The sequence below is a fragment of the Paracoccaceae bacterium genome, from assembly GCA_033344815.1.
Lineage (GTDB): Bacteria > Pseudomonadota > Alphaproteobacteria > Rhodobacterales > Rhodobacteraceae > Roseobacter.
In genome coordinates this window covers 1,725,598-1,748,241 of the sequence record JAWPMR010000001.1, presented here as the reverse complement: position 1 = coordinate 1,748,241, position 22,644 = coordinate 1,725,598, and the positions used below count along the sequence as shown (strand labels likewise).

Here is a 22,644-nt window from a genome sequence, read left to right as displayed (position 1 = left end):
ACACGATTTTTTGTATTGCCGTCGCGTTTCAGGCATCTGTAAGTCGGTCACATGGGAGCGATCTATTGCTGTGGAAGCGGTTGCGGCTTTCAGAGCTGATTTTAGCGCTGTAAGGTAGCATCATGACGATGACCCTGCCCAATTTACTGACAATTGTCAGATTGATTGCAGCGCCGATGGTGGCTGTGATGTTCCTTTATTTTACAAGGCCTTATGCTGATTGGTTCGCGTTGGTGCTTTTTGTGTCGGCCGCTGTGACAGATTGGTTTGATGGATATCTGGCGCGGGCCTGGAAACAGGAAACCAAGCTGGGTGCGATGCTGGACCCAATTGCGGACAAGGCCATGGTGGTCATTGCGCTGATGGTGATCATCGGGTTCTCCAGTTACTCGCCCTGGCTGGTCTTGCCAGCCACTGTGATCCTGTTTCGGGAGGTTTTCGTATCTGGCCTGCGCGAGTTTCTTGGTGAAACTGCGGGCACATTGAAGGTGACACAATTGGCAAAATGGAAGACCACCTGCCAGATGATTGCGATTGCAGTTCTGTTTTCCCACGGCGTTTTTGAGCACTATCTGGGCATGTCTGCCTTTGGGATGGATCAGGATCTGGTGAATGAGATTTTCGCAGGTGCGCAACCGGACCTGCAAGGTCTGCGCTGGAAACATATGGCAATGGAGTGGGCGGGGATTTCGGGCCTTGTTCTGTTGTGGCTCGCGGCGGCGTTGACGTTGATCACGGGAGTGGATTATTTGATGAAATCGCTGCCTCATCTAAAGGACGAACGCTGATGAATGTGCTGTATTTTGCCTGGGTCCGCGAACGGATCGGGGTGCCGCGTGAAGATGTTGAAACTTCGGCTGAGACCGTTTCCGAACTGGTGGACGAACTGGTCGCGCGCGAGGACCGCTATGCTGCGGCCTTTGGCGACCGCTCCGCCCTGCGCGTGGCGCTCGATCAGGAACTCAGTGATTTTGATGCCAAGCTTGAAGGGGTTCGGGAGGTTGCATTTTTCCCACCAATGACAGGCGGATAGGCGATGCGGATTTCGGTTCAGGAAGCGCCTTTTGATCCGGGGCAGGAGGCCACGGCATTTGCCGCAGGGCGTAGCGATATCGGCGCGGTGGTGACGTTCACGGGGGTCGTGCGCGATACGGGTGAACAAACGCTCAATGCGATGGAAATTGAACACTACCCTGGCATGACCGAAGCGGCGCTGAGAGAGATCGCCACACAAGCGGAAAGGCGATGGTCCTTGGGAGATGTGTTGGTCATCCACAGATATGGTCATCTGAAGCCAGCGGAGATGATTATGATGGTGGCCACAGCTGCGCGGCACCGCAAGGATGCTTTTGAAGCAGCTGAATTTCTGATGGACTACCTGAAATCCCGCGCGCCTTTCTGGAAACGGGAAGTGACCGATGAAGGCGCGTCCTGGGTCGATGCGCGCAGTGAGGACGAGGATGCGTTAAACCGCTGGTGAACGCGGTCTTATTGACGTGCATCAAGGTGGTTTTTTTCCATATGCATTAACCTGTTGTCATCTGATGACAATGAGGAGGAAATGTAGTGTTCAAGACAATTACAGTTGGTTTTGATGGGTCTGGCCCATCTGAAAATGCGTTGCGTCTGGCATGTGATCTGGCGTCTAAGTATGATTCTGAAATTCATGTTTTGCATACGCCCAAGCCTGAAACAGTTGCCTTCGCCATGGGGGCTGTGGCGGGGTATCACGTTGCGACGACCATGCCATCGACCGAAGAAGTCGCCGAAAGTGCTCAGAAACTGCTGGATCAGGCGAAGAAAATCGCAGCTGAGTCAAACCAAACGTCAATTGTGGCTGAAGTGGGAGAAGGAGACGCTGCAGAATCGTTGCTGGAGCATGCGAAGGCGGTGAATTCAGATCTGATCGTAACCGGGCGACGCGGCTTGGGGAACTTATCCGCGCTGGTCTTGGGCAGCACATCCCAGAGGGTCGGGCACCTTGCGCATTGCGCTCACCTGACTGTGATGTAGCGGTTCAGATTGCGCGTTGCCGCTCGACATAGGCCCGCAACTCTTCGGCTTCATGGCGGGCGTCGCGCAATCCGTCCATCGCGGCGCGCAATTCTGCGTCGGCTTGGGCCAGTTGATTGGTCAGTTCCGCCTCCCGCTGTTGCAGATAGGTGATCGCCTGATCTCGGGTCTCTTCGGCCTCATGCAGCTCTTGGCTCATCCTGTCCAGTTGCGCCACATCGTCAGCTGCCACACGGGTAAAGCGGTGTATCAACCAGTTGGCGAACCAGCCCAGGCAGAAAGCAACAAACAGGATGATTGCTGTCGCAATGACAAACTCCGTCCTACTCATCGATTTGACCTTCCGCTTCAGTATTTTCGCCTTCGGAGCCTATATCACCGGATTCTGCGACGCTTTCCAGTGCTGAATCGCCTTCCGGGATAGATGGTTCAGGTCGGATCAGGCGGAATTCGATACGCCGGTTGGCCTCGCGCCCCGCTTCCGTGTCGTTTTCGGCAATCGGCTGCGCCTCGCCGTAGCCCTTGGCCAAAAACGAGCCGGTCAGAACGCGGCGCGCTCGCAATTCATTCAGAACAGATTCGGCACGCGCCTGACTGAGCGAAAGGTTCATCTCTTCGCGCCCCTGACTGTCTGTATGTCCTTGCACTTCAAGCCGGATCGTGCCGCAGTCCTGAAGCACCTCGGCAATACTGTCCATCGTTGAAAGGGCCGTTGAATCAATTGTGGCACTTCCGGGTTCGAACACAATTTTTGCGCCAGACACAATTTCGGCAATCGCAACTTCACATTCCTCTGGGGACGGAAGGCTGGCAACGGGGTCAAGTTCTTCGACGTATTTTACATCGATCTCAAATGTCTCTCCCGGTCCCAGCTTGCTGCCCATCAATTGCGCGATGACGTCGCTTGCGTTCTGGTTTCCGGACAGTCCGCTCAGCGATATGTCGTCCGGTGTGACGGTAACCACACCGTTGTTCAGAAAAGCCAGCGCCTGAATGGCGGTCAGCACGCGCGTGGACCAGTCCGCCGGCAAATCGGAAACGATGCGCGCTGCTGTATAGACGTTTTCAGATCCAAATTTAGCGCGGGCAAAACTGTCAGCCACTTCCTGCATCTTTTCGCCGGACAGGCGACCGCGCAACTGCACCTGACCTTCGGGACTTAACGTTGCGATAAATTCCGACGGGCCAATCGAAGGATCAAGTGTTTCCGGCAGGATGGAACGGAGGGAAAAAACACCCGGCAGATCATTTTCAAGCTCGCCCGCAATTTTGTCAAAAACAGCTTCGTCTGTCCCTTCAGCTGCCACAAGGGTTACATCGGCGTCGGAAAAGGTCACGCTGCCCGCGCCGATTTCAGCCAGAGCACGGATCGCTTTCTCAACAGCTCCGGCCCAGTTCTTGGACGGGACGCCCATGGCTATCGTACACCGCCCCGGTCCCGTGAGGCCGGCCTCAAAGGCGGCTGTCAGAATGCGGCGCTGTGCCTCGTCTGTGTCAGCCGAACAGGCATCAAAGCGGGCGGCCTTTTCATCTATCACAAAGCGCAAGGTAAAGGGTGTGATGACGGGGCGCGGTGCCGAGATATCGAGAGACAATCGCAAGGCCGGAGGTGCCGATGCGATCAGGTTTTTTTCCATCCGGGCCTTGGCTTCTGCGCTGTCGGCAATGGCTGTTATGTTCACGCGTCCCGCAGTCACAGATACTTTGGCGCGGGGCAGGTCTTCGACGGCGCTGATGGCGAAGGCCAAAGCGTCTTCCCATCCCGCCGGGGCCGGGTAATCGGCGGTTTCAAGCAGATCCGTCACCGGCAAATCGCTCATGGCGCTGAAACCTGCGACCATGGCGTCGCGATCAGTAGTTTTCGGGATCAGACCGATGATCGATAGGCCCGCAGAATTGCGCAAGACTTCAGCGGAAAACCGTGGCGGGGCAATTGCGGCCACTGCCTCGACCTGCATCAGATCAATGATACGCGCCGCATCCACGATGGACCCTGCCACAGAGAGCGCTTGAAAACGCAAAGCCTCTGAGGGTGCTGTCCCCGAAAGAGCCAGACGCAGCCCGTCCGCTTCGACTTCGGCCCAGATCAGTTCATTGTCATCCAAAGCATTGCGTACACCGATTTCCGATGAATCTTCGACCAATTGAACGGACGAGTTTGCTGCAAACAGTGAGACCGCCGCAGCAGCAATAAAGGCAGAAACAGTCATTTTTGTTTTGGACAGGCCCATGTAATCCTGGTCTCAACTTGCTTTGGTGACGTGATACGCCCCAAGTGAAGCAGATTCAATCACGCCAGCAGGGCAGCAACAAAAAATACCAGCGGGATCGCGCCCGTGTCACGATTGGCACGAAAAAGCTTTACCAGTTTTGCGTTGTCTTCAGTGTCAAGGTTGCGCAATTGCCATGCCATGTGCCAGCCCATGGCCCAAGGGCCAGCGAGAGCCAGAACCATGGCCAGAACGCTGGTGTTCGGCAGTGCCGCATAGATCACGGCCACGCCCATCAATCCAACGCTTGCCATCAGGAAGCGCCGCAGCCACGCGGCTGTCTGATCGCCAAAAAGCCGCGCGGTGGATTTGATGCCGATCAGGGCGTCGTCTTCTGTGTCCTGATGCGCGTAGATTGTATCATAAAAGAGTGTCCAGGCGATCCCGGCAAGATAGAGTACGACCGCAGGCGCGCCCAATGTGCCGCTATGAGCCGTCCAGGCCAGCATGGCGCCCCAGTTGAATGCCAGCCCCAGAAACACCTGAGGCCACCACGTAAACCGTTTGGCAAAGGGATAGATCGCCACCGGCAGCAGCGCGAGGATGCCCATGCCGATGGCCGCGAGATTGAAGGTCAACAGGATACAGAATGCCAACAGGGATTGCAGGCACATCCAGATGATTGCGCCCCGCAGGCTGACTTGGCCAGATGGGATGGGGCGTGATCGTGTGCGTTCGACCTGTCCATCAAAGTCACGGTCGCTGATGTCATTCCACGTGCAGCCCGCTCCGCGCATCAGCCATGCACCCATGGCGCAACCCAAGGCAATCCAAAGATCAAACCAGCTGGCCTGGCGGTCGTGGAGCATGGCCAGCGCCAACCCCCACCAACAGGGCAAAAGCAGCAACCAGGTGCCAATCGGACGATCCGCGCGACTCAGGCGCAGGTAGGGCCGCGTCCAGGCCGGGGCAATTGTGTCCACCCAATTCCCGTTTACGGCATCTGCGACCTGACCATCTGGTACTGACTGTCGGTCTTGCATATGTATCTCTCCATGGACCGAACTGTTTCAGCCAAAATCAGACTGTATGTAGAGCATGCTCTAAGCCTGAGGCAATCTGTTCCAGTGTCGCGGGAGCAGGCAAACTATCTTTTCAGCGTGATGCGTTTGGCTGTGGGCGCACGCGTCCTGTTGTTTGATGGTCAAAGTGGCGAGTGGTTGGCCGAGGTCAAGGAGGCAGGCAAGCGTGGTGGTGTCCTCGTTGTGTTGGAACGGACGAAACCTTTGCATATGCCCCCCGACCTGTGGCTGCTCTTTGCGCCAATCAAGAAAGCCCGCACGGATTTCATTGTGGAGAAGGCCACCGAAATGGGTAGCGCGCGGATTGTTCCGGTGCAAACCGACTTCACAAATTCCGGTCGTATTCATCGAGACCGACTGCAAGCGCATGCGATCGAGGCCGCCGAGCAATGTGGCGCAACATTTGTGCCGGAGGTGTCTGATATGGTTCGTCTGTCGCGTCTTCTAGAGGGTTGGGACCCATCTCGCCAGATCATGTTTTGCGATGAGGCTCAGGCCGCCTCAAAGCCCACCTTACCGGCGCTTGCAGGTTCCTGGGCGATCCTGATCGGGCCTGAAGGCGGGTTTTCCCAAGCAGAGCGCGCCCGCTTGCAGGAGCTTGATTTTGCGCATGCGGTCTCACTTGGGCCGCGGATTCTGCGCGCAGACACAGCAGCTGTATCGGCGCTGACCGTCTGGCAGCAACACTTGGGGGACTGGCAATGATTCGTCCCGAAGCGAAAGCCCAACTGATGCGGTGGCGCGAAGTGCTGGTGGGCAGTTTCATGGTGTTTCTGGGCCTTTGGTGGCTGCTTGGTCCGGGGCGCTTGTTGATTCTTCCGGCAATTGGTCTGTTGGTGGTCGGCGCCGGGGTGATTTGGGTTGGCGTTCAGCGCACGCGTTTCCGAAGCATCGGAGAGGGGCCCGGTACCGTCAGCGTCGACGAAGGACAAATTACCTATTTTGGACCTCTGACGGGTGGGGTGGTCGCGCTGCGCGAAGTGTCACAGCTCGTACTTGATAAATCGCTCTTTCCTGCGCATTGGCGACTATTACAACCGGGTCAGCCCGAACTCTTGATCCCGATAAATGCCGAAGGTGCGGATGGCTTGTTTGACGCCTTTGCCACTTTACCGGGGCTGAGAACCGAGCGAATGCTGCATGCGATGCAGGGGCAGGATCAGCACCTGATTGTGATCTGGCAAAAGGACGATGCCAAGAATACCCCAATTGCGCTGCATTGACACCTCGTTCAATTCGTCCCATCCCTGACGTTCTGAACCCATCTGCTGAACGAACGGAGCCTCCAACATGTCTATTCCTCAATCTGGCGGCGGTCCGATCACGTCACATGATCAGTTGGCGCAATATCTGGCGGATGGGTGCAAACCCAAAGAGGAATGGCGCATTGGCACCGAGCATGAAAAGTTCGGCTATTGCAAAGATACACTGAAACCTTTGCCGTATGAGGGTGCGCGTTCAATCCGCGTGATGCTCGAAGGGTTGAGGGATGGACATGGCTGGAGCCCCGTTCTGGAAGGTGGCCATCTTATTGGCTTGGAAAAAGACGGCGCGAACATCAGTCTGGAGCCCGGCGGGCAGTTGGAACTCAGCGGCGCACCGCTCGAGACGATCCACGAAACCTGCGATGAGGTGAACGTGCATTTGCGCGAAGTGAAGGACGTCGCCGATAAGATCGGTGCCGGTTTCATCGGGCTGGGGGCTGCCCCGGTCTGGACCCATGAGGACATGGATCTGATGCCGAAGGGTCGGTATCAGTTGATGAATGAATATATGGCCAAGGTCGGCACAATGGGCCGGGTCATGATGCGCCGGACTTGTACCGTTCAGGTCAACCTGGATTTTGGATCTGAGGCCGATATGGTCAAGAAAATGCGCGTGGCCTTGGCCCTACAACCTGTTGCCACGGCGCTTTTTGCCAATTCTCCTTTCTTTGAGGGCAAAGTGAATGGTCACAAATCGTGGCGCTCACGCGTCTGGCGGGATCTGGACGCTGCGCGCACCGGGACGCTACCGTTTGTATTTGAAGACGGCATGGGGTTTGAGCGCTGGGTGGAATACGCGCTGGATGTGCCAATGTATTTTGTCTATCGCGATGGCAAATACATCAACGCCTTGGGCATGTCTTTTCGGGACTTCCTGAAAGGCGAACTGCCCGCGTTGCCCGGGGAAATTCCCACATTGTCCGATTGGGCGGACCACCTGACCACGGCCTTTCCCGAAGCGCGCACAAAGAAGTACATTGAAATGCGCGGGGCCGACGGTGGTCCTTGGCGTAGGCTGTGTGCCTTGCCTGCGTTCTGGGTTGGGCTGATGTATGACCAATCTGCCCTTGATGCCGCCTGGGATTTGGCGAAGGATTGGGACGCCGGTACGCGCGAATTGATGCGGGTTGCAGCATCCATCGATGGCTTGCAGGCTGAGGTGCATGGCATCAAAATGCACGATATTGCCCGGGAAGCGGTGGCGATCAGCCACACGGGGCTGAAAGCCCGCGCCCGATCCGGTGCCGGGGGCATGGTGCCGGATGAAACGCACTTCCTGAACGCATTGCATGAAAGTGTCGAGACCGGCAAAACCCCGGCTGACGAATTGCTGGACCATTATCATGGGGACTGGAACGGCGATCTGAGCCGCATTTACGCCGAGTTTTCATACTGACCTGAACGTTAGTTCTGCTTGCTTTGCGGGCGCGGTACTGGCACGCAACAGGCCTACAATAAAGACTGTTCTGCATCCGCAACCGAAATCCCGAGCAGTTCAAGGCCGGTTTCAAGATGGTCTGCAAAATGCGGCGTGCCGATCAGATAGTCCGCCGTTGGTGTCACAGCTTCGCGTTTGGCAGTCGCCAGAGCCTCATCGTATTCGTCGGCGGCAAAACTGTCCCGACCGATCCACATGAGCGCGATGAGGCTGTAACATTCGTCTTCATTGAGTGTTTCCAGAAATCCACGCAATTCGGCCTCTGCGCGTTCTATCTCATGCCCAAAGAGAATAATCTGAGCCACTTTGGTTGTGGTAATATCTAGCATTGGCTCCACTCCTTTTTGCAACAGGCACCCGATTTATCTCAGGTAAAGCGGGTCGGTGACATGATCTAGATCAACGCTCAACGCATGGCGGTTTGAGTAGCGTTCTGTCGCTGCGAGGTTTTTGTCATAAGTTGATGCAGGTCAACGACCCGTTCGGTCCGTTCTGGATAAAATGGCGCAGATCATTGGAGGTTTTTATGTCAGACACAGCACAGCCAATTTCAATTGAACAGAAAGAACGGCGCACCGCTGAGATCATTGGATTTGAGCAAGGCGAATACCCCTATGCTCAGCGGCTGGGCCGGGATGCATATGAGACCGAGAAAGCCGCACTTCAAGTCGAGCTGCTGAAAGTGCAGCATTGGTTTCAGGAAACAAATCAGAAAGCTGTGATGCTCTTTGAAGGGCGCGATGCGGCCGGCAAGGGCGGCACGATCAAGCGATTTCAGGAGCATTTGAACCCAAGGTTGGCGCGTGTCGTGGCCCTGAACAAACCGTCAGATGAGGAGCGCGGCCAGTGGTTCTTTCAGCGCTATGTCAAGCATTTGCCCACTGCCGGGGAAATCGTGCTCTATGACCGGTCGTGGTATAACCGGGCGGGTGTCGAGCGGGTAATGAGTTTCTGTGAGCCGAACGAATATCTGGAATTCATGCGACAAACACCGGAATTTGAGCGGATGCTGGTGCGCAGCGGCATAAAGCTTTTCAAATATTGGTTTTCCGTGACGCAGGACGAACAGAAACGCCGCTTTTCCTCGCGCGAAACCGATCCTTTGAAACGCTGGAAGCTTTCCCCTATCGATCGCGCCAGTCTGGATAAATGGGACGATTACACCGAAGCAAAAGAAGCCATGTTCTTTTACACCGATACGGCGGACGCCCCCTGGACCGTGATACGCTCCAACGACAAGAAACGCGCGCGGCTCAATTGCATGCGGCACTTCTTATCCGAACTGGATTACCCCGATAAGGACATGGAAGTGGCGCAACAGCCTGATCCCAAAATTGTTCATCGTGCGGAAAGCGTTGTGCGTGCAGCCGACCATATCTTGGCCGCATCCTTGCATCCGGGAACCCGGAAAACCTGATTTTCCAGCCCTTGAGGGCCAAGGTCATTCGTGAAACAAAAAAAGGCCCCGCTGATGCGAGGCCTTTTCCTTTGGTAGAATAGCTTATTGTGGGATTTCGCCTGTCAGGCCTTCGACGTAGAAGTTCATGCCCGCAAGCGTGCCATCATCGGCCACTTCGCCATCCGCCAGCCAGTCGCTCCCGTCCTGCTTTTTGATCGGTCCCGTAAACGGGTGGTAGGATCCGTCTGCAATCGCCGCTTTCATCGCGAGTGCTTCTTCTTTGACGTCAGCGGGGACCGCGTCGGAAATCTCGCCAATGCCAACCATGCCCGGACCGATGCCGTCCCACGTATCGGTGCTTTCCCATGTACCATCAATGACTGCCTGAGTACGGGCGATATAGTAGGGTGCCCAGTCGTCAATGATGGAGGAAACACGCGGGAAGGGCGCGTATTGGCCCATATCCGAAGCCTGACCAAAGGTCACAACGTTGCCCGCTTCCTGTGCGGCCGCTTGAGGCGCTGTGGAATCGGTGTGTTGCAGCACAACATCCGCGCCCTGTTCGATCAGCACCTTGGCGGCATCGGCCTCTTTGGCGGGGTCAAACCACGTATAGGCCCAAACAATGCGGAATTCGACGTCGGGGTTGACCTTTTGCGCGTGAATGAAGGCGGAGTTGATGCCGCGGATCACTTCGGGGATCGGATAGGACCCGATGTATCCAATGATGTTGGATTTTGTCATCTTGCCCGCGATGTGACCTTGGATCGCGCGGCCTTCATAAAAACGTGCGGAATAGGTCGAAACATTATCCGCGCGTTTGTAGCCCGTGGCATGTTCAAATTTCACGTCCGGGAATTTGGCTGCGATGTTGATCGTCGGATCCATATAACCAAAGGATGTGGTGAAAATCAGATCTGCGCCATTCAGCGCCATTTCCGTCATCACGCGTTCGCTGTCCGGGCCTTCTGCGACGCTTTCGACGTAAACGGTTTCGACCGCATCACCGAGCGCCTCTTCAACGGCCAGACGGCCTTTGTTATGCTCATAGGTCCAGCCACCGTCACCGATCGGCCCTACAAAGACAAAGCCGACTTTTGTCTTTTCATGGCCATCGGCGAACGCGCCAGAAGCCAGACCAAGCGCCATTGCGGCACTGGCCAGAAGTGTTTTGAGTTTCATATTCAGGTCTTCCCCATGTTAAACCGCCCCTTATGTGAGGCGTTGATTTGCCCCTAGTGAGAGGCGTGGAATGTGCGGCCCAGAGAGCCGGGAGCAGCGCTTTTGTCCGCAGAAAGAACGACCAGCACCACGATGGTGATTACATAGGGGGACATTGCCAGATATTCGACCGGAATGGCAACGCCAGCGCCTTGCAAATTCAGCTGTAATTGAGTGATTCCGCCAAAAAGATAAGCACCTAAAAGAACGCGCCAGGGCTTCCAACTGGCGAATACTACCAACGCGAGAGCGATCCAGCCGACACCCGCCGTCATGCCTTCGGTCCATTGCGGCACGCGGATCAAGCTGATGTAAGCCCCGCCCATCCCCGCACAGGCCCCGCCGAACATGATTGCAAGGGTTCTGATGCGCACAACCTTATATCCAAGGGCATGGGCCGCGTCGTGATTTTCCCCGACTGCGCGCAAAATGAGGCCGACACGGGTGAATTTCAGAACAGCCCAGACACCGGCCACGAGGAAGATCCCGAAATAAAGGATCGGGTCGTGCGAAAAAAGAATGGGGCCGATCACGGGAATGTCTGCGAGTGGTCCGAAGCCAATGTCGCTTATGCGTGGTGGTTTGACGCCGACATACCCCTGTCCAAGAAGGGCGGAAAGGCCGAGACCAAAAAGTGTAAGTGCAAGACCTGACGCCACCTGATTTGCCAGTGTGACTTGTGTGAGGAAGGCGAACAGCAAGCTGAGAACGGCTCCGCCCACGGCCGCTGCGACAAAGCCTGTGAGCGGGGAGCCGGTTTCTACAGCGATGGCAAATCCACAGATCGCCCCGACGATCATCATCCCTTCAACCCCGAGGTTCAAAACACCCGCGCGCTCCACGACCAGTTCACCTGTTGCAGCCAGAAGGATGGGGGTTGCGGCGCTCATCAGGGCTGCGACCAACAGGATCGGATTGATAACTGAAAGATCCATTATGCGGCCTCCGCCCGGCCAAAACGCAGCCGGTAATTGGTCAGAAGATCAAGTGCCAGAAGGAAGAATAACAACATCCCCTGAAACACCTGTATGGCGGCAGCGGGCAGGCCCAATTGGCTTTGCGCGATGTCGCCGCCAATGTAGGTCAGCGCCATCAAAAGGCCCGCGAGCACGATCCCGACCGGATGCAGACGCCCCAGAAAGGCGACGATAATGGCAGTAAAACCATAGCCTACGTTGAAATCGATGCTGACCTGTCCCGCAGGGCCTGCGACCTCGAATAACCCTGCGAGTCCGGCGAGTAGGCCCGATGTGCCCAGACAGAAAAGGATCAGGCGGCTTGGGTTGACGCCAGAAAATCGTGCGGCGCGGGGGGCTTCGCCAGTGACACGCACGGCAAACCCAAGGCGATGTCGCGCAAGCAGGACATAGGCGAAGATGACGGCGATCATCGCGGCCACCACACCCCAATGCATGCCTGAGCCCGCGAATATTTCCGCGTTATGCGCTGAGGCGTATTGTTGCAGATTGCGGCTTCCAGGAAAACCAAACCCTTCCGGGTTTTTCAACAGTCCCAGCGACATAGAAGCAAGAAATTGTTCTGCGACATAGACGAGCATCAGGGAGACAAGGATTTCGTTGGTGCCAAATTTTACCTTCAGGATGGCGGGAATCATCGCCCATGCCCAACCACCAAAAGCGCCCGCCAAGACCATCGCCGGAAAGATGAAAACACTTTCAGCGGGATAAAATGCCAGACCGACGCCAGCGCCAAAAAGAGCGCCCATGACGTATTGCCCTTCGGCCCCGATGTTCCAGATGCCGGCTTTGAATCCAAGGCTCAGACCAATGGCGATCAATACGAGCGGCGCGCCTTTGATCAGTAATTGAGGGCGATAGTAAAAAGAGAACTCGCCGAAAAGCGGCTCCCAGAAAATCGTCATGATTGATGTGACCGGATCTTTGCCGAGCGCTGCAAACAACAAACCACCAAAGAAAAAAGTGGCTAAAACGGCCAAAAGAGGCGTCAGATACGCAAAGAGACGGCTCGGTTGCGGGCGTTTTTCCAGTTGGATCATTGGGAAACCCCGGCTTTGGTCGACGTCAAATGAGATGCGGTTGGGTTTTTGCCATAGGTTTTCGGCAGGGTTTCAAACATGCGCAACCTCCATGCCATGGGCCCCGCCCATCATCAAGCCAATCTGTTCCACCGTGAGACCATCCGTACAGCAGGGCTCAGAAAGACGCCCCTCATTGAGGGCGGCGAAGCGGTCGGAAATCTCCATCAGTTCATCAAGATCCTGACTGATCACGATCACCGCCGCGCCCCCTTTGGCCAAATCCAAAAGTGCTTGTCGGATGGCAGCAGCAGCAGAGGCATCCACGCCCCATGTCGGCTGATTGACAACCAAAACTTCAGGACGCTGCAAAACCTCACGACCGATGACAAACTTCTGTAGGTTACCCCCGGAAAGAGAGCGCGCCGCGTTGGCCGCACTCGGTGTGCGCACGTCAAAGGCTTCGATGATTCTATCGGCAAAGCCGAGTGCTGCGGGCCAGCTTAAAAACCCACCCTTTTCCAGGCCTTCGCGGGCGGCTCCAGTGAGCATTGCATTTTCGGTCAATGACATATCGGGGGCCGCTGCATGACCCAAACGCTCCTCTGGCGCTGCGAGAAGACCTGCGATGCGCCGCGCGTTGGGTCCAGACGCGCCGATGTCGATTCCTTTGAAGTGCACCATACCGGGCGGTGCGCGCATTTCGCCGGAAAGTGCTGCCAAAAGTTCGTCTTGCCCGTTGCCTGCAACACCGCCGATGCCGAGCACTTCACCCTCACGCAAAGATATAGAGATATCACGCAAAGGCATGCCGAAAGCGGATGGTGACGGCAGGGATAACCCTTGCAGGGCAAGGACAGTTTCGCCCAAGACGACACCTGCTCTTGTCGGCGTTGCGAGGACCTTTCCCACCATCATCTCCGCCATATCACGCGCAGTGGTCTCACGGGGGATGCAAGTGCCGACAACCTTTCCCAACCTGAGCACAGTTGCTGCATCACATAGGGCGCGTATCTCCTCAAGCTTATGAGAAATATACAGTATTGCAGTACCCTCCGCGCTGAGCTTTCGCAGCGTTTCAAAGAGAATGTTGACTTCTTGAGGGGTGAGGACCGACGTTGGCTCATCCATGATCAACAGTTTTGGATCCTGAAGCAAGCACCGTATGATTTCCACGCGCTGGCGTTCGCCTGCAGACAGATCACCAACAATCCGATCCGGCGCAAGGGGCAAGCCATAAGTCTCTGAAACCTGCCTGATCTTCTTGGATAACGCATTCATTTTCGGTGCGTTTTCCATGCCCAAGGCGATATTTTCGGCCACACTGAGCGCGTCAAAAAGCGAAAAGTGCTGGAATACCATCCCAACGCCAGCCGCGCGCGCCGCTCTGGGTTCTGAGGGCGCGAAGGCCGCGCCATGCATGCGCATTTCACCCTGATCGGGTTTCACCAGCCCGTAGATCATCTTGACGAGCGTTGATTTGCCAGCGCCATTCTCACCCAGCAACGCATGAACCTCGCCGGGCGCAATTTGTAATGAAACTTTGTCATTCGCAACAACGCCTGGGTATTCCTTGGTAAGACCGTCGAGGGATAACAAAGGGCTCATGCGCGACGCTTCCTTATAATTGCTTTTTCTAATTGTGTTATAGAAGCGCGCTTAAGAGGCCAATGGCAATCACATGAGCGAGTAAGCCATCTGATGAAAGTCTTGTCTTGAAAGGGGCCATGGGAGGTAGATGGCGAGTCGTTCAGTGTTGCCAAGACGCTCCAAGCTCTTACCGGAAACAAGCGCAGGCCCTTTGCGGGATACGGCGCGCCATGTTTGATACCGGCGGGCAGGCGACAAAGAACTTCATTGTATTCCTCGCTGTTCCCTCTTTGACGGGGCAAGCACCAATGTCGTACGATCTTTAGCGCCGAATGTGACTTTTCAGCTGAGATGCGCCTAGGATCGGCCGAAACTACGCCCCAAAAGCATTACAGTGAGTTTGTTGTTTCCGGTGGGTTTACGCCGCACTTGGTGAAGTGCCTTGCGAAGTCTGCCGACCCAATGATTGGTTACCGATTGGATTGTTCCGGGACGTCGCAAACCGAGGCGACGCGGTGGCGCTCATTGGAAGGCAGGACGTCCCAGCGGGAGCAGATCACCGGAGACATGGCTTCGGACTATTAAGCGCTGTTGTATGTGTCGCTCTGGAACGCGCGACAACTTGCCAGCTCTCGACGCCTGTCTGCGAAGCCATGTGCGGCCGGGACAGACTGCGATGGAAGAGCGCATCAAAGAGATTTACCTGCGTCCTACGCATCGCCGCGGGCATGTCGCTCAATGGCTGGAGGGTTGAGGTATCACCGCAGCGATTAAATGGGGTTTTACGCGGGGCTGGGCATGCGACTGCTCAGCAAAACGCCCAAGCGGCGTGTCTGGGAAGACGTAATTTGTCTGATACTATTTGAATAGGATCCGCGCGCGGTAAGTGTTGACACCTGCACGCGCCCTGTGCCGCTGCGGCGTGAAAGTTCAGTCGCAAAAGAGAGACCATAATCGTAACGCGGGATCGATCAGTCATTCAGGCAAAAAACGCCCTTGCGAAAGACTTGTGATCTGCATGACGACCGCACGTAAGGCCTATGAGGCTCCGGCGCTTGCCATCTCGTCAAAAAACATGCTCGCATGTCGGCATCGGAACCTGACACAAAGCGAATACCCCCGCCAGGATCATTGCCCAGCTCCATTTCTTTGGTCCACATTTGGGGCAACAGGTCAGCTAGTCGCAACTTTAGAACCTGATGTAGTCAGATGCTCTTTTTCCGGCCCAGCCGGTGATTAACGACGAGCTCAGTCAATTAAGCCGTGTGGAACCAGTTGGCATCAGGGGCTTCGTGGCGCATAAGACTAATGACGACTGTGTTGTCGCCAGTCTCCCTGGATGATCGTTGATAGATCTGCATCGACTAATTGCCCACCCCTCTGAACCTTCCTTTTAGGCTTGCCCAGATGCACTCTGAGCTTTTATCAGAGCGGGTGTATTCTTGTTTTCCACGCGGTCGCAGCAATGGGTTGAGCGTGTTCCACACGATAGCGTTGTTCATCTTTGGTGTTCCCGCTTGCCAACACGCGGATATAAGAAAGCTGTTGCCGGTTGATTGGGTAGCGAAAGGTGCAAGCGAACTGCACGGACGGTTATGAAGCCCGGAGTAAGTCATGGATATGCATAAAAAAGCGACCCTAAAATAATTTCGGCACAATTTTGCTTTCAGTACAGCTTTTGTTCAGTCATCGACTTTAGCGCATACCGCTTTAGTGTTAGGCACTCACAGATCGGACCCAGTCCAGCCGCAGCCCTGACTTGAGCCTGAGATTGCTGGCGTAATCGCAAACCCCGTTTGGAAAAGTTGTTTGATATGAATTTCTTTCGCTTTGTCGCAACTCTTTTTGTCGCAATAGTGCTTGGGTGGGCCGGGCCTGTGTCGGCGCAAGTACCCCCAAATTGCAATATGGAGCAGGTCACGGATCCTGATCGTAAGGTCCTCAAATGCGCTTTTGGCTTGATCATTGAACTGGATGCCGCAGCAGAGATGGGTATCTCGGGCGCGATCCTCGAGATCGACCCAACCGACATCAATTTGCAAAGCGGAGCCGCTTTCATTGAGGTCGAGCCTGGCTCTGCGCGGCCACAGATCAGAACGCCACATGCGATTGCTGCCGTGCGTGGGACGATCTATGTGGTGGATGTTTCGGCTGAGGTCACATCGGTGTTTGTGCTGCAGGGGGAGGTTTTCGTGGCATCGACCAACGCCCTGAATGACAGTGTTGTCTTGGGGCCGGGAGAGGGCGTTGACGTTGGCGCAGACGCGGACCTGACTGTTAGAACCTGGCCCGAAGAGCGTGTCCGCGCGCTACTGGCGCGCTTTGGCAGATGACACCACGACGTCGTCGGACGCCGTTTCTGTTTGGCGTTCTGTTAATCACCCTGTCGATCATCTGGGCCGTATTCGTCAGCCGCCCGACCGTTCTTGCCATCGCAAGCCCGTTTGATCGATTGGAATCCGCGCTGCTGGATGCGCGATACGCAAGTTTTGGCCCTATTGCGCCATCCCCTGATGTTGTTGTCGTCGCCATCGATGATGCCACTCTGGATGAGGTGCGCGACAGGTTTCCCGACAACCGTCTGTTGCTGGCGGGCGTTATCCGTCAGATCGCCGCTGCCGCACCAAAAGTGCTTGGCCTCGATGTGCTATTGGCGGATACGGGTGATCCTGAAATTGACAGGCAACTGGCGGCGGCTCTGTCACAAACCGACGCAGTAATTGCGGCGGCGGGACGCTTCCCGGATGATTTGGGCGCCGCTGATCCTTCACGGCCGGGCCGCGTTATCAGACCGCAAGACGGTTTCTTGCGCGTGGCAACATCCGGCTTGGTGAACCTGTCGACAGATGCGGGGGGCACGCCGCGCTACTTGCCCATCCTGTTTCGCACGTCGCAAGGGCTGGAACCCGCGTTTGCATTGCATATTGCCTCAAAGTTCAACAGTGCCTCGCCAACAATCGAAACGACAAACCTCGCGCTCGGCAGCAAAATGATACCGCTGGATGTTGGCTTGAATATGCCCTTACGCCTTGCGGGCCCCACGGGTACAATACCGACGTATTCCGCAAGGGATCTCCTGTCTGGTCAAATCAAAGAGGAGCTTGCCGGCAAGGCGGTCATTCTTGGTTTTACGGCCACTGCTTTTGGTGATCGGTTTCCAAATCCCTTTGATGAAAACGTACCCGGCGCGGAAATCATCGCGACGGCCGTGTCTCAAATTCTGGGCGCACCGAGCTTACGGCGAGACGCTGTAACCCGCCGCGTTGATGCTGCGGCAGGTATTGCATTGGCCGTGCTGACCACTTTTTTGGTGATCGTGCTACCGCTTTCTGTTGGAATTCCGCTGGCGGTGGCGGGCTTGGCTGTTTGGATGGGCGTTGTCTGGTACGCGTTTTCCATTGGTATTTGGTTGAGCGGTTCGATCCCGCTTGTATGTGCCATCGTGACAATTCTGACCGGAGCAAGCTGGCGCTATTTCGGCGAAAGACGCAGTGCCGCGCGGGGCGCACAGGCACTTGCAGCTCTCAAACAATTTCAGTCTCCCGCTCTCGCAGAGATGATCGCTAACGATCCCGCTTTTCTGAAACATCCAACAGAACAGCGATTGTCTGTCTTTTTTGTAGATCTCAGCAGTTTCACGAACCTTTCCGAGAAGCTTGGGCCTGCCGGCACTCAGGATCTGCTGAAGCAATTCCACCAGTTGACCGCCCGCACGATCGAGGCAAATGGCGGCATTGTTCTTAATTTTATGGGGGACGGCGCGCTGGCCATATTCGGCATGACCACACAAGCCTCACGCGGCGCGGATGATGCGATGCAGGCAGCATTTGGTCTGGTGCAGGACATAGAAAGACTCGGCCCAGATTTGGCGCAGGGTCAATATGTCGGGTGCCGCATCGGGCTCCACCACGGCGACGTCATCCTGTCCCGACTTGGAGGCGATCAGCATCACCAGGTTTCCGTTGCCGGTGATACGGTGAACCTTGCGAGCAGGCTTTTGGAGATCACAAAAGAGGAAGGTGCCACAATTGCCGCGACGGACGCTGTGTTGTCGATTGCCACCCACAATGCTGAGCCTGCGCCCGCTTTTGTAAAACCAGTGGCCGTGCGGGGACGGGAAAGCGACGCACTGGTCCATTTCTGGACCTGATGAGAGTCCGACGCGTTAGGAAACCGTCAGGTATTGATCAGACTGGTCAGTTCCTGCGCCGCTGATTTGAGGGTATCGATACTCTTGGACAGGCTGGCAAGATTACGTCGCTGCAATGGCGCGTGAACTGACAGGGTGGAAACCAGCCTTTTTCGGTCGTCATAAATTGGCACGGCGATGGCGGCCATGCCTTCCATGAACTCTTCGTCGTCTGTGGCAAACCCGCGTTTGCGCGTCGCATCGATCTCGATCTTCAGCGCATCCTTATCCGTGATTGTGCCCGGCGTCTTGCTGTCCAGCAGAGCTGTGGAAAGGTAGCGATCAAAATAAGCGGGCCTTAGAGAGGAAAGATACATCTTGCCGCTGGCCGTGCAGTAGAATGGAACTTGCGTGCCAATCGGCAATTGAATGCGAAGCGGCCAGTGTGTCTCCACACGGTCCAGATAAATCATCCCTTCGCGGTCGGGGGTTGCGATGTTGCAGGTCTCCCCGATCTCTTCTGCGACGCTTCGCAGGATAGCCAATCGTACGGTTCTCAAGCGATGGGACGACATGGTATTCAATGACAATTGGCGCAGGCGCGGACCGGGGCCATAAGATCGCCCATCGATATCGCGTTGCAAAAACCCGGCTGCCTCGGCGGTATTGAAAAGCCTGTGCAGCGTGGGTTTTGGCAGGTTTAATGTATCCTTGAGCGATGACGGGGTGACTGGCACACCGGCTCTTGCAACTTCCTCGAGCAGGACCAGCAACCGCAAGTTTGTCGGTATCTGGCCCTGTCTCTCATTTGCAAAATCGTCCGGCATTGTCAGTCAACCTATCAAGCTGGCAGGAGCATCAGTGCGAGTGTGGGCGTCAAAGCGACCAGAATCCAAACTGCAAGCAGAGCGAAAAGATACATAGTCGAATACCTGAGCAGACGGAAATAGGGTACTCCTGTAACGCCCGATGCCACGTATAGATTGAGCCCGTAAGGTGGTGTGATGAAGCCGATTGACGCACCCACAAGGAAAACAACTGCGAAGTGGATAGGATCGACACCCACGGACACTGCAATCGGCGCCAGAATGGGCGCAAGAATGATCGTCACAGGCAGAGATTCAAGGATCATGCCAGTGACGAACACGATGGCCATCGCGGTAAACAGAACCGCGTAATAACCGCCCATGCTGATCACGAAATCACCGATGTAGTCTTTTGCACCCAAGGACGACAGCACCTGCTGCATCGCAACAGACACCGCAATCAAGGGGACCAAAATTCCTGTAATCTGCGCAGAGCGCGACACGATGGTTGGCAGGTTCGGCAAGGTGAACCCTTCAACTACAAACATCGACAGAAAGCTCTTTTCGGTCACTGGTACGTCGGCACCGCTTCCCATTATTTTGTTCAGCGGAAAGCACAGCAATCCAACAAACACACAGAAACCAACCGTTACACCCGCAGCCTCCGTCGGGGAGAATTTCCCGGTGTAGATGCCCCAAAGGACCAACCCAATGGCAAAGAACCCGAGCCAAGCACCAAACGCGGTCTTGACCACGCGCTGGAAGGACAGGCCAATCAGGATGCCCCAGCCGTTGATGGTGCACACGACGAATGCCACTGCCATCATGGCGAGCACCATCAGTGTTCCGGGAACGATACCCGCGATGAACAGTTCTGAAATCGGCAGGTTCATCAAGAACCCATAAACGATAAAGATGATCGAGGGCGGAATGATGATCCCGACCGTACCACCCGCAGCCGCTGTGGCCGCAGAGAAGCGTTCGTCGTAATTACCTTTGACCATTTCAGGGTGCAGCATTGATCCGATAGTCGCCGTTGTCGCCGAGTTTGAACCGGAGATCGCCGCGAAAAGTCCGCAAGCGGCAATAGAAGCCATCGCCAACCCGCCTCGCAGCCACCCCAGACAGGAATAGGCGAAATCCGATAATCGTCGCGCAATCCCGGATTGGTTGATCAAATCCCCGGTCAGGATAAACAACGGCATGGCCAGCAGTGCAAAGCCTTTGCTGAAAACGTTAATCAGTTCGTTGCCGGTGTTGGCCAGGGGCAGTCCGATAACAAAACTGCACCCGATCACCCAGTAAAAGATGACCAGCAGAACCGGTGTTCCAAGCATGAAGAAAACCGTCACGCCAAGCGAAATAAGTGTAATCCAAGAACCATCCGACATTATACGTCTCCGCCGATAACTGCTTGCTTGATGATCTGATTGCCAGACCGGTAATTGTGCCAATCGTCCAGCCAATTGCCGATCACGCGACCGGACATCAGGGTAAAGGCAATTGGCACTGTGATGTAAAACCACCACTTCATGACATCATCAACGCCGTCGACCAGTTGGAAATTGTCAGCAGACAGCACAGTGAAGCGCAGTGACGTTGTGATCGCAATCCAGCAGAAACCAAGCCAAAGGAGCGTGTCCAGCGTCAGGGTTGCCATCTGGCCAACGGGCGACATTTTCGATCGAAATTCGCTGAAACTCAGGTGGGTTCGAAGTTTGACATTATAAGAGCAGGCAAACCACGCCATCACCATAAACAGGAAGGGCGGGATCGTTGTTGATCCTGACCATTGATGGGAAAATACGAAACGGTCGATCACGCCCCAGCAGATGATTCCGGCAATGATAAGATAGGCTGTGACGGAAAGACCGCGTTCAAGGTGCCTTTCAAAGAATGGAACGAATTTATAAAACAAGTGGGCCAGATAACCACCAACCAAGGTGGCCACGAAACAGAACAGCCACATGCCATCTGCTTGAAATGCGCTCCTCATCTCCCATGTACTGCCCGAGAAAATAGCAGAAACAATAGCCACCGATTCAGCCAACATCGACATTAAGATCTCCCCCACATATTTTGAATTCAACCACTATAGTGTGGTGTTGTTGAGACAAAAAGGGCCGACCCGAACTCCTCCTCCGGCCGGCCCGATCTCATAGTGCGCAGCCCTTATTAGGCTTTCCACCACCGGCGAGGCTCAACATTCTCAGGCAACGTGCCAGCGTCGATTGTGCGAACTTCGTCATAGATTTCCTGATATGTGTCCAGACCACCGGACCAGCCGTTAAGCCGCTCGCGCCATTGTTCCCATAGCTGTGGTTGATACTCTGGCGAGCACATTTCTTCGGCTTTCTTGATCTCTTCCGCTGACAAGAATGCGTTGCGCACGTTGTTTTGTGCGAAGATCGTGTTTGGAAGCTGTGGATCGGACTGACCAACCGTGTTGATGAGGGCTACTTCGTTCGCAGCCTGCACATGAACCTGTGCCAGGTAAGAGGATTCCATCACAGCATCCTGCAATTCACCGCCAAGGCTATCAAACACCGAAGCTGACATTGCTGTGTGCTCTGTTCCGCAGAAGAAGTTCAGGTGAACCGACTGTGACACAACTGGCGCCATGTTTGCATAGGCAACAGCTGAGGCCCATGTTTCAGCACCATCAATCAGGCCTTGCTTCAGACCATCAAGCGTTTCTTCCCAAGCAACTGGAACCGGGTTCAGGTTGAGGGCTTCCATTGCGATCCGACCAAGCTGCGTACCCGTGACACGGTTCTTGGTGCCAGCGAGCTCTTCAACGGAGGTCACAGTTGGCTTGTCTTCAAAGTTCAGGCCCAACTGGATACCGCGAAGTTCACAGTGGGTGAACAGAAATTTCAGACCGTGGCGCTTTTCATAAGGCTCGCGCAGCAGCCGTTGGGACGCAGGTGAGTACATGAAGTGGTACTGATCCGCGCGGTTACGGAACATGTATGCGTAATCCAGAACATTCAGATACGGCGCACCACCTGCAGAGTTCTGTGTCGAAGCCGCATAGATGTCGACGATGCCTTGCTGTGTTTTCTCGACGCAGGATGTTTGTCCGCAGATTTGATTGTCACCGATGAATTCGACACGTATTTCGCCGTCTGTGCGGCTTTCCAAGTCGCGTGCAAATTCCAAAGCACCAGCGCGTTCGATCAAGAGGTTGCGGGCGTTAAAGCCGGATGCGCCAAATTTCAGCATGAATTTTGGTTCTTTTGCGAACCGTTTTTCGTAGGTTGATTCGGCTGCACTGGCCAAGTTGGCGAGGCTCATTGCGCCACCAAAACCACCGGCTGCAAGAAGTGTCGAGCTCAAACCATATCGCCCGGCAACCTTGAAAAGGTCGCGGCGCGAAATACCCGCTAAATTGTTCTGAATTTTCATGACTTCCTCCCTGAATGTCATTTATTGAGACTATTAGTCCCAAAAAACACTAGTATAGTATTTTCTTTTTGCATAGAGTTTTTTTAA

Annotated in this window: 22 protein-coding genes; 10 read left to right on the top strand and 12 right to left on the bottom strand. The window is 55.2% G+C overall.

Annotation, left to right across the window (positions count from 1 at the left end):
* Positions 1 to 122: 122 nt before the first annotated feature.
* The 4 genes from pgsA to R8G34_08080 all read left to right on the top strand — a co-directional run bounded on the left by pgsA (position 123) and on the right by R8G34_08080 (position 2,013).
* Positions 123 to 788 carry a CDP-diacylglycerol--glycerol-3-phosphate 3-phosphatidyltransferase gene (gene pgsA / locus R8G34_08095; GenBank protein MDW3222832.1) on the top strand — a complete coding sequence of 222 codons (666 nt, stop codon included), beginning with the start codon at positions 123 to 125 and terminating at the stop codon, positions 786 to 788.
* Positions 788 to 1,033 (top strand): molybdopterin converting factor subunit 1, encoded by a 246-nt coding sequence (gene moaD / locus R8G34_08090; GenBank protein MDW3222831.1) that lies wholly within the window; start codon positions 788 to 790, stop codon positions 1,031 to 1,033. The genes pgsA and moaD overlap by 1 nt, the downstream gene beginning before the upstream one ends.
* A gap of 3 nt (positions 1,034 to 1,036) precedes the next feature.
* Positions 1,037 to 1,480 carry a molybdenum cofactor biosynthesis protein MoaE gene (locus tag R8G34_08085; protein ID MDW3222830.1) on the top strand — a complete coding sequence of 148 codons (444 nt, stop codon included), beginning with the start codon at positions 1,037 to 1,039 and terminating at the stop codon, positions 1,478 to 1,480.
* Positions 1,481 to 1,566: 86 nt separating this feature from the next.
* Positions 1,567 to 2,013 (top strand): universal stress protein, encoded by a 447-nt coding sequence (locus tag R8G34_08080; protein ID MDW3222829.1) that lies wholly within the window; start codon positions 1,567 to 1,569, stop codon positions 2,011 to 2,013.
* A 4-nt stretch (positions 2,014 to 2,017) separates the two neighbouring features.
* Here R8G34_08080 and R8G34_08075 read toward each other — a convergent pair whose 3' ends face one another.
* The 3 genes from R8G34_08075 to ubiA form a co-directional block, all read right to left on the bottom strand.
* Complete coding sequence (locus R8G34_08075) at positions 2,018 to 2,344, bottom strand: hypothetical protein (GenBank protein MDW3222828.1); 327 nt, start codon at positions 2,342 to 2,344, stop codon at positions 2,018 to 2,020.
* Entirely contained in the window at positions 2,337 to 4,223 is a 1,887-nt protein-coding gene (locus R8G34_08070) for an OmpA family protein (GenBank protein MDW3222827.1), read from the bottom strand. The genes R8G34_08075 and R8G34_08070 overlap by 8 nt, the downstream gene beginning before the upstream one ends.
* Positions 4,224 to 4,303: 80 nt before the next feature.
* Positions 4,304 to 5,266, bottom strand: a complete 963-nt coding sequence (gene ubiA, locus R8G34_08065; protein ID MDW3222826.1) for a 4-hydroxybenzoate octaprenyltransferase — start codon at positions 5,264 to 5,266, stop codon at positions 4,304 to 4,306.
* Between the two features lie 12 nt (positions 5,267 to 5,278).
* Here ubiA and R8G34_08060 point away from each other — a divergent pair, with 12 nt between their 5' ends.
* The 3 genes from R8G34_08060 to R8G34_08050 all read left to right on the top strand — a co-directional run bounded on the left by R8G34_08060 (position 5,279) and on the right by R8G34_08050 (position 7,966).
* Positions 5,279 to 6,010: a 16S rRNA (uracil(1498)-N(3))-methyltransferase gene (locus tag R8G34_08060; protein ID MDW3222825.1), complete on the top strand. Its 732-nt coding sequence runs from the start codon at positions 5,279 to 5,281 to the stop codon at positions 6,008 to 6,010.
* A complete protein-coding gene (locus R8G34_08055; GenBank protein MDW3222824.1) occupies positions 6,007 to 6,528 on the top strand; it encodes a hypothetical protein in 522 nt (173 codons plus the stop codon). Before R8G34_08060 ends, R8G34_08055 begins: the two co-directional genes overlap by 4 nt.
* Positions 6,529 to 6,595: 67 nt before the next feature.
* Complete coding sequence (locus R8G34_08050; protein MDW3222823.1) at positions 6,596 to 7,966, top strand: glutamate--cysteine ligase; 1,371 nt, start codon at positions 6,596 to 6,598, stop codon at positions 7,964 to 7,966.
* A gap of 53 nt (positions 7,967 to 8,019) precedes the next feature.
* Here the strand turns inward: R8G34_08050 and R8G34_08045 are convergent, their stop codons facing one another.
* A complete protein-coding gene (locus R8G34_08045; protein MDW3222822.1) occupies positions 8,020 to 8,337 on the bottom strand; it encodes a DUF3775 domain-containing protein in 318 nt (105 codons plus the stop codon).
* A 197-nt stretch (positions 8,338 to 8,534) separates the two neighbouring features.
* Here R8G34_08045 and ppk2 point away from each other — a divergent pair, with 197 nt between their 5' ends.
* Positions 8,535 to 9,425: a polyphosphate kinase 2 gene (gene ppk2 / locus R8G34_08040; protein MDW3222821.1), complete on the top strand. Its 891-nt coding sequence runs from the start codon at positions 8,535 to 8,537 to the stop codon at positions 9,423 to 9,425.
* 84 nt (positions 9,426 to 9,509) lie between these two features.
* Here the strand turns inward: ppk2 and R8G34_08035 are convergent, their stop codons facing one another.
* The 4 genes from R8G34_08035 to R8G34_08020 all read right to left on the bottom strand — a co-directional run bounded on the left by R8G34_08035 (position 9,510) and on the right by R8G34_08020 (position 14,232).
* Positions 9,510 to 10,589, bottom strand: a complete 1,080-nt coding sequence (locus tag R8G34_08035; GenBank protein ID MDW3222820.1) for a BMP family ABC transporter substrate-binding protein — start codon at positions 10,587 to 10,589, stop codon at positions 9,510 to 9,512.
* Positions 10,590 to 10,642: 53 nt separating this feature from the next.
* Positions 10,643 to 11,563: an ABC transporter permease gene (locus tag R8G34_08030; protein MDW3222819.1), complete on the bottom strand. Its 921-nt coding sequence runs from the start codon at positions 11,561 to 11,563 to the stop codon at positions 10,643 to 10,645.
* The gene (locus R8G34_08025; GenBank protein MDW3222818.1) at positions 11,563 to 12,645 is read right to left on the bottom strand and encodes an ABC transporter permease; all 1,083 of its coding nucleotides are present in this window, start codon (positions 12,643 to 12,645) and stop codon (positions 11,563 to 11,565) included. The genes R8G34_08030 and R8G34_08025 overlap by 1 nt, the downstream gene beginning before the upstream one ends.
* A gap of 72 nt (positions 12,646 to 12,717) precedes the next feature.
* A complete protein-coding gene (locus R8G34_08020; protein MDW3222817.1) occupies positions 12,718 to 14,232 on the bottom strand; it encodes an ABC transporter ATP-binding protein in 1,515 nt (504 codons plus the stop codon).
* A 1,796-nt stretch (positions 14,233 to 16,028) separates the two neighbouring features.
* On the opposite strand from R8G34_08020, the gene R8G34_08015 reads away from it, so the two are divergent.
* Both R8G34_08015 and R8G34_08010 read left to right on the top strand, forming a co-directional pair.
* A complete protein-coding gene (locus tag R8G34_08015; GenBank protein MDW3222816.1) occupies positions 16,029 to 16,547 on the top strand; it encodes a FecR family protein in 519 nt (172 codons plus the stop codon).
* On the top strand, positions 16,544 to 18,364 hold the full coding sequence (locus R8G34_08010; GenBank protein ID MDW3222815.1) for an adenylate/guanylate cyclase domain-containing protein: 1,821 nt from the start codon (positions 16,544 to 16,546) through the stop codon (positions 18,362 to 18,364). The genes R8G34_08015 and R8G34_08010 overlap by 4 nt, the downstream gene beginning before the upstream one ends.
* A 26-nt stretch (positions 18,365 to 18,390) precedes the next feature.
* Here R8G34_08010 and R8G34_08005 read toward each other — a convergent pair whose 3' ends face one another.
* The 4 genes from R8G34_08005 to R8G34_07990 form a co-directional block, all read right to left on the bottom strand.
* On the bottom strand, positions 18,391 to 19,170 hold the full coding sequence (locus R8G34_08005; protein ID MDW3222814.1) for an IclR family transcriptional regulator: 780 nt from the start codon (positions 19,168 to 19,170) through the stop codon (positions 18,391 to 18,393).
* Between the two features lie 14 nt (positions 19,171 to 19,184).
* Positions 19,185 to 20,540 (bottom strand): TRAP transporter large permease, encoded by a 1,356-nt coding sequence (locus R8G34_08000; GenBank protein ID MDW3222813.1) that lies wholly within the window; start codon positions 20,538 to 20,540, stop codon positions 19,185 to 19,187.
* Positions 20,540 to 21,208, bottom strand: coding sequence for a TRAP transporter small permease subunit (locus R8G34_07995; protein MDW3222812.1), 669 nt, complete (start codon positions 21,206 to 21,208; stop codon positions 20,540 to 20,542). Before R8G34_07995 ends, R8G34_08000 begins: the two co-directional genes overlap by 1 nt.
* 116 nt (positions 21,209 to 21,324) lie before the next feature.
* Positions 21,325 to 22,557, bottom strand: coding sequence for a TRAP transporter substrate-binding protein (locus R8G34_07990; GenBank protein ID MDW3222811.1), 1,233 nt, complete (start codon positions 22,555 to 22,557; stop codon positions 21,325 to 21,327).
* Positions 22,558 to 22,644 lie beyond the last annotated feature (87 nt).